General features: G+C 32.4%; 13 protein-coding genes. 5 read left to right on the forward strand and 8 right to left on the reverse strand.

All coding sequences use genetic code 11. The annotated features are described in order from the left end of the window. Nucleotides 1–310 precede the first annotated feature (310 nt). The 6 genes from Q1B37_RS17745 to Q1B37_RS17770 all read right to left on the reverse strand — a co-directional run bounded on the left by Q1B37_RS17745 (nt 311) and on the right by Q1B37_RS17770 (nt 5827). Nucleotides 311–586 carry an ATP-dependent Clp protease adaptor ClpS gene (locus Q1B37_RS17745; RefSeq protein ID WP_299608246.1) on the reverse strand — a complete coding sequence of 92 codons (276 nt, stop codon included), beginning with the start codon at nt 584–586 and terminating at the stop codon, nt 311–313. A 57-nt stretch (nt 587–643) separates the two neighbouring features. Next, nucleotides 644–1483: a 50S ribosomal protein L11 methyltransferase gene (gene prmA / locus Q1B37_RS17750; protein ID WP_299900814.1), complete on the reverse strand. Its 840-nt coding sequence runs from the start codon at nt 1481–1483 to the stop codon at nt 644–646. A gap of 95 nt (nt 1484–1578) precedes the next feature. Next, nucleotides 1579–2331 (reverse strand): triose-phosphate isomerase, encoded by a 753-nt coding sequence (tpiA, locus tag Q1B37_RS17755; protein ID WP_299900817.1) that lies wholly within the window; start codon nt 2329–2331, stop codon nt 1579–1581. Nucleotides 2332–2384: 53 nt separating this feature from the next. Further along, nucleotides 2385–3455, reverse strand: a complete 1071-nt coding sequence (locus Q1B37_RS17760; RefSeq protein ID WP_299900820.1) for an ABC transporter permease — start codon at nt 3453–3455, stop codon at nt 2385–2387. Between the two features lies 1 nt (nt 3456). Then, nucleotides 3457–5196: a BT_3928 family protein gene (locus Q1B37_RS17765; RefSeq protein ID WP_299900823.1), complete on the reverse strand. Its 1740-nt coding sequence runs from the start codon at nt 5194–5196 to the stop codon at nt 3457–3459. 88 nt (nt 5197–5284) lie between these two features. After that, nucleotides 5285–5827: a DUF1599 domain-containing protein gene (locus Q1B37_RS17770; protein ID WP_299900825.1), complete on the reverse strand. Its 543-nt coding sequence runs from the start codon at nt 5825–5827 to the stop codon at nt 5285–5287. Between the two features lie 83 nt (nt 5828–5910). Here Q1B37_RS17770 and folP point away from each other — a divergent pair, with 83 nt between their 5' ends. From folP to Q1B37_RS17790, 4 genes are all read left to right on the forward strand, one after another. Continuing rightward, nucleotides 5911–6744: a dihydropteroate synthase gene (folP, locus tag Q1B37_RS17775; RefSeq protein WP_299900827.1), complete on the forward strand. Its 834-nt coding sequence runs from the start codon at nt 5911–5913 to the stop codon at nt 6742–6744. Between the two features lie 66 nt (nt 6745–6810). Further along, the gene (cdaA, locus tag Q1B37_RS17780; protein ID WP_299608262.1) at nt 6811–7587 is read left to right on the forward strand and encodes a diadenylate cyclase CdaA; all 777 of its coding nucleotides are present in this window, start codon (nt 6811–6813) and stop codon (nt 7585–7587) included. Then, nucleotides 7588–8382: a DUF3667 domain-containing protein gene (locus tag Q1B37_RS17785; RefSeq protein WP_299900829.1), complete on the forward strand. Its 795-nt coding sequence runs from the start codon at nt 7588–7590 to the stop codon at nt 8380–8382. It abuts the gene before it with no gap. 34 nt (nt 8383–8416) lie between these two features. Continuing rightward, the gene (locus tag Q1B37_RS17790) at nt 8417–9193 is read left to right on the forward strand and encodes a DUF3667 domain-containing protein (RefSeq protein WP_299900832.1); all 777 of its coding nucleotides are present in this window, start codon (nt 8417–8419) and stop codon (nt 9191–9193) included. Here the strand turns inward: Q1B37_RS17790 and Q1B37_RS17795 are convergent. After that, entirely contained in the window at nt 9190–10956 is a 1767-nt protein-coding gene (locus Q1B37_RS17795; protein ID WP_299900834.1) for an ABC transporter ATP-binding protein, read from the reverse strand. The genes Q1B37_RS17790 and Q1B37_RS17795 overlap by 4 nt on opposite strands. Further along, a complete protein-coding gene (gene truA, locus Q1B37_RS17800) occupies nt 10956–11705 on the reverse strand; it encodes a tRNA pseudouridine(38-40) synthase TruA (protein ID WP_299608270.1) in 750 nt (249 codons plus the stop codon). The genes Q1B37_RS17795 and truA overlap by 1 nt, the downstream gene beginning before the upstream one ends. A 118-nt stretch (nt 11706–11823) precedes the next feature. Between truA and Q1B37_RS17805 the strand changes: the two genes are divergently transcribed. Then, nucleotides 11824–12318, forward strand: a complete 495-nt coding sequence (locus Q1B37_RS17805) for a metallophosphoesterase family protein (protein ID WP_299900837.1) — start codon at nt 11824–11826, stop codon at nt 12316–12318. Nucleotides 12319–12362 lie beyond the last annotated feature (44 nt).

The following is a 12362-nucleotide window of genomic DNA, read 5'->3' on the forward strand; positions in this document are numbered from 1 at the left end:
TAAGAATACATCATCATTCTTTTTTCCATTAGCTTAAGGACCGAACACATAATAAACATAAAAAAACCAACCGAAGTTGGGTTTTCATAATTTTTACACTCTGATTATCAGATCACAAAAGGTAATAAGATCTTAGTATAGATAATTCAATGCTGCAATATCATTACTATTAAACTCTTCAGCAAGGCTTCTATTTTAACTAGCCCATAGTAAAGAGGTAGCTATAGTATACTCCAACATAATTTTAATTTCAAACAAAAAAAACGCTCAATACCAAAATATATTGAGCGTTTCTTTATAAGTATTTTTGTTAAACAATTTCTGCGCTTAAACCAGCCTGAAGCAGTTTCGAACATCTGGGTACTAATTCTTCATAAGCACCAGTTTTTACCGTACATTTTCCTTTATAATGTACCAACATTGCGCATTGTTCTGCCTGAACTGGTGTATGCTCACACGTATAAATCAGAGTTTCTATAACATGATCAAAAGTATTTACATCATCATTATAGAGAACAATTTCATTATTATTTTGTTCTGTGGTTTTTTCTAAAACTTCTTCTAAAACCTTTTCTTGTGTGCTCATCTCCTTATTTTTATACAAATATACTATTTCATACAGAAAAACGAATCGTATATTAGATTATTTTAACTTGTAACAAGCTGCTATCCAATTGTTTCTATCCAAACTATTTACAAACTCTAAATTATTTGCATTGCATTCTTTAGTAATTAGCTCTAAATCTTCGCTATAAAAACCGCTTAAAAAAAGTTGTCCTTTGGATTTTAGTGTTTTTGCATACCTAGATATATCTTTTAATAATATGTTTCTATTAATATTTGCTATAACTACATCATATCTTTTATCATCTAACAAGGAAACATCTCCTTCGTATGCTGTAATATGTCTACAATGATTTCGTTCTACATTTTCTACAGTATTCAAATAACACCAATTGTCTATATCAATTGCATCGATAGGTTGTGCACCACGCATCTCTGCTAAAATTGCCAAAACACCTGTACCACAACCCATATCCAACACTTTTTGATTTTCTAAATCAGCTTTCAGTAAATGTTGGATCATCATATGTGTAGTCTCGTGATGCCCTGTTCCAAATGACATTTTAGGTTCTATGACGATATCATATATCACATCCGACTTTTCATGAAAAGGAGCTCTAACACCACAAATATCATCCACTACAATGGGATTAAAATTCTTTTCCCATTCTTTATTCCAGTTTACCTGTTCTATTTCTTTGGTTGTATAAGTAATCTCGAATTCATCCGAATTTAGAATATGGATGTTATCTAAAATATGCTCATTCCACTCTGGTTTTTGAATAAATGCTTCCACTCCATTTTCTGTTTCCACAAAACTTTCAAAACCTGCATAACCTAACTCTGCGATCAAAATCTCGGTAGCAGGTTGTAATGGCTGTATGGTAAAGTAATACCCTATATATACTGGTACTGTCATATACTAAAAATTAAAGCGCAAAGTTAATCTTTTGTGCAACAAAAAAGGCATTCGTTTTAGCGAATACCTTTCTGTTTTATAATAATATCTAGTGTTTAAAAAGAGGTTGCGATCGCAGAGAAACTTTCTGCATCTAAAGAAGCTCCTCCTATTAAACCACCATCAACATCTGGTTTAGCAAAAATTTCTTTGGCATTATTTGGTTTCACACTACCACCGTATAATATAGAAACTTCTTCTGCAATCTCTGCTGTATATGCTTCTGCAATTGTTTTACGTATAAACGCATGCATTTCTTGTGCTTGTTCTGGACTTGCAGTTTCACCTGTTCCGATTGCCCAAACGGGTTCGTATGCTAATACTATTTGTTTCCAAGCTTCACTATCCAACTTAAATAATGCATTCTTTAACTGACTTTCGACAACATTAAAGTGATTATCACTTTTACGTTCTTCTAATTCTTCTCCAAAACAAAATATAATTGTCATACCATGTTTTAAAGCGGTCGTAACTTTTTCGGCTAACAATTCATCCGTTTCTCCAAAATACGCTCTTCTTTCGCTATGACCTAAAATAACAGTCTTTACTCCAATACTACTTAACATATCTGCAGAAATCTCTCCGGTAAAGGCTCCACTTTCTGCCTGATGCATATTTTGTGCTGCCACTCCAATATTGGATCCTTTTAATTCTTCAAAAGCATAATAAAGATTCGTAAAAGTTGGCGCCACTATTACTTGGGCTTCTGTTGATATGTTTAGTTTTTCTTTTAACTCAGAAAGTAAAACTCCTGTATCAGCAAGGTTTTTATTCATTTTCCAGTTTCCTGCTACAATTTTTGCTCTCATTAATTTTAATTTATTTGTGTGGTTTTTATTTGGTTACATTTTTAACACTATCGTTATGCTCTAATTCTGGGATCTAACCATTTATAGATAACGTCTACAAATATATTGATTAGAATGAATACAGAAGAAATTACGATAACCGAACCCATAATTATTGGAAGGTCTGAAGTATTTAAGGCATCTACAATTTCTTTCCCTAGTCCATTCCATCCAAAAATATATTCTACAAAAACAGCTCCTGCTAACATGGATGCAAACCATCCAGAGATGGCGGTCACTACAGGATTTAATGCATTCTTCAATGCATGTCTGCGGATAATCTGAAATAGAGACAAACCTTTTGCTTTAGCAGTTCTTATATAATCCTGACTCATTACTTCTAATAAAGAATTCCTCATTAATTGAGTCACTACTGCCAGTGGACGAACTCCCAATACGATTGCTGGCAATAGTAAGTTTTTCCATTGAATATACGTTCCTTCTCCAAAATCATCTACCTCATACAAACTACCTGTCATATTTAAATTGGTATATTCATGTAACACATAACCAAACAACCAAGCAAAAATAATAGCACTAAAAAAAGAAGGAACACTCATACCGATTGTACTAACCAATTGCAATAATCGATCTGGCCATTGATCTTTGGTCAACGCACTAATAATACCCATGGTAATCCCCAATAAAATAGCTATAAAAATTGCAGAAACAGCTAAAACCACTGTATTAGGTAAGGTTTCTTTAATGACTTGACTTACCTTCTTTCCGTTTTTCTGAAAAGACTCTCTTAAATAGGGGTATTTCAGAATCATGTGTACATTACCGATGTTTAATAAAGATGTTCCAACATACTTTTTTGTATCGAAATAGGAAAAGTCATCCTTTTGAGTACTATGAAAAGAAATGGGAGACAGATCATTTAGATAGTATCGGTATTGTGTTGCCAATGGCAAATCAAAGCCATATTTTTTATTGATAATATCTAATTGTTCCTGATTTTCGTTTTGCCCCATCATCATCTGAGCAGGATCACCAGGAAGAATTGTAAATAAAAGAAAGATTACTGTTATCACTCCTAATAAAGTAAGTAATGCATACCCTAATTTATAGAAGTACGAAATCATATTAGTTCGACTTTTGCTTTAACTGCTCTACTTCTTCTAAGGTATAAACTTTATATTCAAAAGTATCGCCATACAAGAGCTTTGCGTACTCTTCAATTGTAGTATTATATCCTGCTTTTACTCTTCTTTCATTCACACTTTCCGCATCTTTTATGGGCCAGATAATATCAATTGGTTTATTGGTATCAGAATTAAATGTCATTCCTTGTGTACCATATACTTGCTCTTCTCCTTTACCCATCAAATATCGGTCTTCCATCATTGCCACAAGTCTAAAAGGAATTTCTTCTTTTTCTCCAGCTTCTTTAATTAAAGGAAGGTATTTATCTATTTTATCAGAATGTTGAATTACATACCAAGCAGCTTTATTTGTAGGTTCGCCTACAAGAGATTTACCAGGATACCCATATTGCTTAAATACCTGCTCTATATATACTGTATTCGAAGAATCAATTTTATTTTGTTGGAACCAATAATCACTCAAAGCTTCTTCCTCAGTAGCTCCTACCAACTTCGCAATACTATCACGTTCTTCAACTGTTTTAGCTTGCATTAATTTCCTAAACTTCTGATCTAGTTTAGCAATACTATCTAATTTAGACTTTAGTTCTGCATTTATTCTAGGCTTGGAAGGTGTTACTTTATCTAAAATCAGCTGATCGGCATCATTCCAATGTAGTTTTTCGGTAATGGTTCCCTTGTTCAACTTCACAATTCCAGGATTGGATCTTAGAATTGTTTTAAGCGCTGTCTCATCGGTACTATAAAAATCGAAATTAAGATTATATGTTTCTTTTTTCTGTGCCACTGCTTCAGGAGATGAGGCTGTAAGCCCTATCACATCATACCCTTGAGCCATTGCTTTATCTGTTAATCCCTTGATAACACTCATTCCTTCTCCTTCACTCTTAGAAAGATTATACATAACGATGAGAACCACATTTTCCTTTTCTAAAAACTCGGCGGTGTAATCATTTCCATCTTTTTCTATCGCAAAATCATGAATTGGTGGAATGTATCCTTCCTCGATCATTTTAGTTTCTACTCCAATATATTTGCCATCTACCTGAGGATATTCTCCGCTAGTTTTGATAATTTCTTCTTTTCCATTTACATCAAACTTCCATGAATATTCAAATTCTGCCTCAGGAGCTCCTTCGGGCACTGACATTCCTTCTTCAATATTAGTCCCAATTTTATAGGCTCTAAAATCAAAAGTTGGTAAATGCATTAGTACATGATACGCAAATGCCAAACAAGCTGTAAAGGATACAAATACGATCCACTTATGTGAATTCTCTGGAAGAATTGGTGTGATATATTTCCTTCCAAAAAACAAAATAAGAATGAATACTAAGAGAATCACGTCTTTCGTAAAAGATTCCCAAGGAGTTAATGGAAGTGCATCTCCAAAACATCCACAATCTGTTACCTTATTGAAATATGCTGAATAGAACGTAAGAAATGTAAAGAAAACGATCATGCCTAATAACGACCAAACCGTAAACTTTGGTAAATATCCGAGTAATAAGGTGATTCCGACAATAATTTCAAAAATACATAGAAACACTGCTAGTAATAACGCAATCGGAATCAAAAACTCCATATTTAAAACGCCTTCACTGAAATATTCTTGCAATTTATAAGAGAACCCAAGTGGGTCATTTAGCTTAATAAATCCTGAAAATAAAAAAAGTGCTGCTACAAATATTCTGGAAAAACCAACTAGTATTTTCATCATTAATATGGAGATTATAAGTTATCGCGAACAAGATAAAGGGTTTATACCTTGTTATTTTTAGTTTAACAGTATTTTATAAAATCAAAAATTAATTTGCTTCACCCAAATGAATCATCGCAAATACGGCATAATTAATCATATCCTGATAATTTGCATCAATCCCTTCACTCACTATAGTTTTACCTTTATTATCTTCGATTTGTTTTACTCTTAATAGTTTTTGTAAGATTAGATCGGTAAGTGAACTTACTCTCATATCACGCCAAGCCTCGCCATAATCATGATTCTTATTCATCATTAATGTTTTAGTGATATTGATATGCTTATCGTATAATTCTGTCGCCAAATCTACAGATAAATCTGGCTGATCTACCACTCCCTTTTCTAATTGAATCAAAGCCATTAAGCTATAATTAATGATCCCAATAAACTCCGAAACTTCTCCTTCATCTACTTTTCTTTCTTTATTTTCCTGTAGCCCACGAATTCGTTGTGCTTTTATAAAAATTTGATCTGTAAGAGATGGTAATCTTAAGATTCTCCAGGCACTTCCATAATCTTTCATTTTCTTAGTAAATAAATCACGACATTTGGTGATTATTGCGTCATATTGGGTAGACGTATCTTGCATATAACTGTTGAATTTTGCGTAAATTTCGCTTTAATATGGCAATTATACCAAATAAACATTAAAAATATAGCATAAACCTTTCTATGACTATCAATTGCAAAGGGTCTTTAATTGATCTCAGTTCCCCGAAGGTAATGGGAATTTTAAACCTAACTCCAGATTCTTTTTATGATGGAGGAAAATATAAAGATGATTCACAAATCTTATTGCAGGTAGAAAAAATGCTGCAAGAAGGAGCTACATTTATTGATCTTGGCGCTTATTCTTCTAGACCAGGAGCAGACCATATTTCTATTGATGAAGAAGAGAAAAGAGTCTTACCTATTGTAAGTTTAATTCTTTCAAAATTTCCAAATGCAATTTTATCCATAGACACTTTTAGAAGTAGTATCGCCACAAAATGTATTGATGCTGGAGCGGCAATTATAAATGATATCTCAGCGGGCAATCTTGATACGGATATGATTGGCATTGTAGGTCAATTAAAAGTCCCATACATTATGATGCATATGAAGGGTACCCCACAAACTATGAAATCGCTAAATCAATATTCGGATTTGGTGAAAGAAGTTCAGTTTTATTTTTCTCAAAAAGTAGCAGAAGCAAGACTAGCGGGTATCAACGATATTATTATTGATCCTGGCTTTGGATTCGCTAAAGATATTGATCAGAACTTTGAACTGCTGAATAAATTAGAGCTACTTAAACTACAAGAGCTTCCCATCCTTGCAGGTGTCTCTCGGAAATCGATGATATATAAAACTCTGAATAGCACTCCTTCTGAATCGCTGAATGGTACTACTTCTCTCAATACCATTGCTTTGTTAAAAGGAGCTTCTATATTAAGAGTTCATGATGTAAAAGAAGCTATAGAGTGTGTAAATCTAGTAAACAAATACAATAATTTTACGGATTAATCATTTTGAATAAAAGATCTGAAACAGAGTTTCGCTAATTTTTCTATTTTTACAAAAAGACCGCCTTTGGATTTAATCAATGTTAGAATATTAGATATCCTAGATATCGTGTTGGTAGCACTGCTACTCTACTATATGTATAAATTGGTTAAAGGTACTGCCGCCATCAATATTTTTATAGGAATCGTAATGATCTATCTTGTCTGGAAGCTGACTCAGTTTCTAGCGATGGAGATGCTTAGTAGTGTTTTAGGCGAGTTTATTGGCGTAGGGATGTTTGCGTTGATTGTTGTTTTTCAGCAAGAGATTAGAAAATTTCTTCTCATGATTGGATCTACAAACTTTGGTAGAAGAAGAAAATTTTTGCGACAATTAAAATTCATAAGAGACACTCCAGAAGATAGTGTAACTGATGTGGGTGCTATTGTAAGAGCTTGTCAGAAAATGGGAGATACCTTTACAGGAGCATTGATTGTAATTAAAAGAAATACCGCATTAGACTTTGTTAAAAACACAGGTGATGAACTCGATATATTAGTAAAAACACCAATAATAGAAAGTATTTTTTATAAAAATAGTCCATTACACGATGGAGCTATGATTATAGAAGACAATAGAATTGTTGCCACTCGAGTGATATTACCAGTTTCAAACGACAGAGACATCCCTTTACGATTTGGATTAAGACACCGAGCTGCCATAGGAATTACCGAAAAAACCGATGGATTAGCTATTATTGTAAGTGAAGAAACTGGTCAGATATCTTATATAAAAAATGGTGAATTTGTCATCTTTAAAACACCAGAAGAATTGATTGAAAAAATAAAGAAAGATCTACAATAGATGGACAATAAACTTAGTAACCTTAAATATTGTAAGAACTGTGGCTTCGAAATTGCCAACTTTCCCTTTTGTCCAGAATGTGGTGCTAAAAAAATTACGAAGCGAATTACTTTTAAAAATTTAACTCAGGAATTTAGTGATCGTTTTTTAAACTTAGATAATTCTTTTATTAGAACATTCGTTCATCTTTTCACAAAACCAAAGGATGTGATTGATGGATTTATCAATGGACTTAGAAAAAGATACATTAACGTTTTTAGTTATTTTGCAATTTCTCTTACCATAGCAAGTTTATATACATTTATTCTAAAAAAATACATGGAGGATATCTTTGCGAAAACAATGGTCTCCGAAGAACAACTAGAAGTAAGTAAAATAGCCTCTGATATTTCTTTTGAATACCAATCTGTTACCTCTTTCTTAACAATTCCGATATTAGCCTTAATATCTAGACTTGTGTTTTTAAATTATAAAAAGTATAATCTAACGGAACATTTGGTTATTCATCTATACGCTTATTCACACATTACCATGGTAATAAGTTTCATAACCTTGCCTATACTTTTAACTGTTGAGAATCTTTATCCAGTACTATGGATTCAATTCTCTGCTTCTATATTCTACATCGCATATGTTTTAAAGAAGCTATATGACTTAAGTTGGAAAAAGATCATCTTAAAAACACTATTGTTTTTTGTAATCATGAGCATATTATTTGTTATTTTCTCCATTGTTATTGCTTTTATTATGATACAAAGTGGTGTAATGCCTATCGACGGAAGCTCTTCTATTTAAAATATCAAATATTTAAAAATCACCTAAGAAATAAATGGATAAAACTGTTACAGTTTCTAATTGCAAGAACTGCGGATATAATGTTGAAAATGTAAACTTTTGCTCTCACTGCGGAGCTAAAAAGATTACAAAAAGAATTACCTATAAAAATTTAATTGCTGAAATAACAGAAGTATATTTAAATATTGATGGTACCCTTATAAAAACCATTAAGGACTTAACAATAAAACCCCACATTGTTATTAATGACTATATCAATGGAGTTAGAAAAAAGCATTTAAACTTACCATCATATCTATTATTATCTCTTACCCTATCTACTCTTTTAACTTTTATAAAGGAGAAAGCATTTAACATTGCTTCCGAAATAGATAAAAGTGATAAAAATTCTGAGGTGGTAGAGTTTTTAAAAGAATCGGTAGAAAAATTTCCAACCTTAGGATATTTTATCTTAATACCTCTGTTTTCACTCATGTCTCGCTTTGTCTTTAGAAAATACAGAAAGTACAATTTTCTAGAACACAACGTAATCAATGCGTATCTCATAGCTCATATTACCATACTTACTTTTATACCCTACATTATTACTTTTTGTTTTGGAGACTACGTAGAGGAGACTAGTTCTATATTTTTATTAATACAACTTATTTATGCAACCTTCTTGTTCAAAAACTTATATAATGTTAGTTATTGGAGAGTTATAATTAAAGGTTTTGTTGGATTTCTATTAATAAGTTTAATAGTGTTTGGAATTGCGATTATCGGAGGAATAGCTTCCGGAATATTAAAAGAAAGCGGGTTAATTAATTAAACCTCCCTCATTTCGCTAAACTGCACGTCGTAGAGGTTTTTATAATACCCATTTTCTACTTCTAGTAGTTCGTTATGATTTCCTTGCTCTACAATTTTACCACTATCCATTACAATAATTTTATCTGCATTTTTGATGGTAGCTAGTCGGTGAGCAATTACTATAGAGGTTCTTCCCTGAGTAATTTTATCCGTAGCATCTTGGATCAGTTGTTCGCTATGCGAGTCTATAGAAGAGGTAGCTTCATCCAACACTAAAATTCCAGGGTTGGTTACATACGCTCTTAGAAAAGAAATTAATTGTCTCTGTCCGGAAGAAAGCATTACACCTCTTTCTTTTACATTATAATGATATCCATTCGGAAGACTTTTTATAAAATCATGGATTCCTATCTCTTTAGCAGCTTTTACCACCCTTTCTTCTGTGATATCAGGATTGTTAAGTGTAATATTATTAAAAATAGTATCTGCAAATAAAAACACATCCTGTAACACTACTGCGATATGATTCCTTAATGATTTTAGATCAATATCATGAATGTTTCTGCTATCGATAGAAACAACTCCATCATCTATTTCATAAAACCTATTTAGTAAATTGATAATGGTAGATTTTCCAGCACCAGTAGCTCCTACAATCGCCACGGTTTCTCCCGGTTTTACCGAAAACGAGATTCCTTTTAAAACCTCTTCGTCCTCAACATAACTAAACCTTACATCTTCAAAATCAATTGCTCCTTTTATTGTTTCAAGCTTTATTTGTCCAAAATCATTGATCTTAGATTCGGTATCTAGAATTGCAAATACTCTATTTGCCGCTACCATACCCATTTGCAGTGTATTAAACTTATCTGCAATTTGTCTCAGAGGTCTAAAAAGCATCTGTGAGAGTTCTATAAAAGCAATCACTACTCCTAAGGTAATTACATCTCCTTGTGCAGCTTTTAAACCTCCATACCATACGATCAATCCAGTAGTAATCGAACTCGACATTTCTGCAATTGGGAAAAAGATAGAATTATACCACACAGTTTTTATCCAACCTTTTTTATGCTTTTCATTAATCTCTTTAAAACTATTATACTCTATTTCTTCTCTGGTAAAAAGCTGAACAATCTTCATTCCTGTTATTCGCTCTTGTACAAAAGAATTAAGATTAGAAACTTGCGTTCTTACTTCCTCAAACGCTGTTTTCATTTTTCTTTGGAAAACTCTGGTAGCAAAAACAATAAAAGGTAATACAGCAAGAACAATTAATGTAAGTTGCCAACTGTAATAAATCATGAAACAAAGAATCACAAACATTTTAAGCAGATCACTAATAATCATGAAAAGTCCTTGGCTAAAAATACTTGCAATGGTTTCTATATCACTAACCGCACGAGTAACTAATCTTCCCACAGCAGATTGATCATAATATTGTTTTTTAAAACTCAACATATGATCAAAAAGTTTCACCCTTATATCTCTTATAACTTCTTGCCCTAACCAGTTTGCAAAATAAATAAACAGAAATTGAAACACTACTTCTAATAGTAATACTCCTAGCATCAAACCAATATAAAACAAGATTAAATTACCGTCTTTAGGAATAAAACTTTTATCAATCGCTTTTTGTAGCAAAAGCGGTCTTAGTATAGCAAATCCTGACAACAATATTGCAGATAGCGCTACGAAATAAAAGGTAAATCGATAAGGGTTTGTATACCCTATCAATCTTCTGAATAATTTAAAATCAAATGCTTTTCCGCTTTTTCCAGCCATTATTGTGTTAAGTATATAGTATTGGGATATGCTACTTTTGTTAAATATAATCCATGAGCTGGTACAGAATACCCAGCTTCACTACGATTTTCACTTTTTATAATTTCTTTTAAATCTTCAAGATCTAATTTATGTTCTCCTATTTCTACAAGAGTTCCTACGACAGCCCTAACCATATTTCTGAGAAAACGATTAGCCGTAATCTTAAAAATCAACAAACTGCCATTTCTTTCCCAAACAGCATTTGTAATAGTACAATTATACGTTTTTACATCGGTTTTGGACTTACTAAAACATTTAAAGTTCGTATAGTTTAACAGTAATTTAGCAGCTTTATTCATTAAATCTATGTCCAAATCCTTTTTAAGATAGTAAGCATGATTTATACTGAAAGGATCTTTTTCTAAAGTAATAATGTACTCATATGACCTACTCATAGCATCGAACCTAGCATGCACCTCTTCTTGCACTAAATATATCTTTTGAATTGCAATATCTTTAGGAAGAAGAGAATTAAGCTTATAACATAATTGGTCTACATCGATATCCTTTTCATAATCAAAATGCGCCATAATCTGTTTTGCATGAACACCTGCATCTGTTCTTCCTGCTCCAACAATCTCTATTTTTGCTTTTAATAATAAGGACAAAGAACTTTCTAACACCTCTTGTATAGAAATTGCATTAGGCTGTCTTTGCCAACCATGATAAGAAGTTCCTTTATAAGAAAGTTCTAAAAAATATCTCAAAGCTTTATTCTATTTTTGTTTTTAATATGATGGCAAATATACTTCATATAAAAGAGATTAATTCTACGAACATATTTGCGATTATTTATATGATAATAAACCAAACCAATACATCAATTTGAAAAAAATACTTTTACTAAGTGACACTCATAGTTATATAGATGATCGGATCTTACACTATGTAGAACAAGCGGACGAAGTTTGGCATGCAGGAGACATAGGAGACTTAAGTGTAACGGATGCAATTGAAAATATAAAACCGCTTCGAGCGGTATATGGAAATATAGATAATGATAAAGCAAGAGTAAGCTTTCCTTTACATCAACGATTTCATTGCGAAAAAGTATCTGTATGGATTACCCATATTGGTGGCTATCCACCAAAATATAACAGCAATACCAGACAAGAAATAAAAAAGAATCCTCCTGACTTATTTATATGTGGCCACTCTCATATATTAAAGGTAATTCCTGATAAAACAAACGGAGTATTACACATGAATCCTGGAGCAGCGGGAAAACACGGTTTCCATAAAATAAGAACAATGTTGCGATTTACTATAGATCAGGATAAAATAGAAAATCTAGAAGTAATCGAACTTGGTAAAAAATAAGAACCCGAAGTTGGCATACTCCGGGTTCTAACGCACTAATACTA

This window comes from uncultured Aquimarina sp., from assembly GCF_947492965.1.
Taxonomy (GTDB): domain Bacteria; phylum Bacteroidota; class Bacteroidia; order Flavobacteriales; family Flavobacteriaceae; genus Aquimarina.

Bases quoted from the DNA above. Each gene is read 5' to 3' on its own strand.
- prmA (WP_299900814.1), bottom strand. From the start codon at position 1,483: ATGACAGTACCAGTATATATAGGGTATTACTTTACCATACAGCCATTA.
- tpiA (WP_299900817.1), bottom strand. From the start codon at position 2,331: ATGAGAGCAAAAATTGTAGCAGGAAACTGGAAAATGAATAAAAACCTT.
- folP (WP_299900827.1), top strand. From the start codon at position 5,911: ATGACTATCAATTGCAAAGGGTCTTTAATTGATCTCAGTTCCCCGAAG.
- Q1B37_RS17785 (WP_299900829.1), top strand. From the start codon at position 7,588: ATGGACAATAAACTTAGTAACCTTAAATATTGTAAGAACTGTGGCTTC.
- Q1B37_RS17745 (WP_299608246.1), bottom strand. From the start codon at position 586: ATGAGCACACAAGAAAAGGTTTTAGAAGAAGTTTTAGAAAAAACCACA.
- Q1B37_RS17765 (WP_299900823.1), bottom strand. From the start codon at position 5,196: ATGATGAAAATACTAGTTGGTTTTTCCAGAATATTTGTAGCAGCACTT.
- Q1B37_RS17795 (WP_299900834.1), bottom strand. From the start codon at position 10,956: ATGGCTGGAAAAAGCGGAAAAGCATTTGATTTTAAATTATTCAGAAGA.
- Q1B37_RS17760 (WP_299900820.1), bottom strand. From the start codon at position 3,455: ATGATTTCGTACTTCTATAAATTAGGGTATGCATTACTTACTTTATTA.
- Q1B37_RS17770 (WP_299900825.1), bottom strand. From the start codon at position 5,827: ATGCAAGATACGTCTACCCAATATGACGCAATAATCACCAAATGTCGT.
- Q1B37_RS17790 (WP_299900832.1), top strand. From the start codon at position 8,417: ATGGATAAAACTGTTACAGTTTCTAATTGCAAGAACTGCGGATATAAT.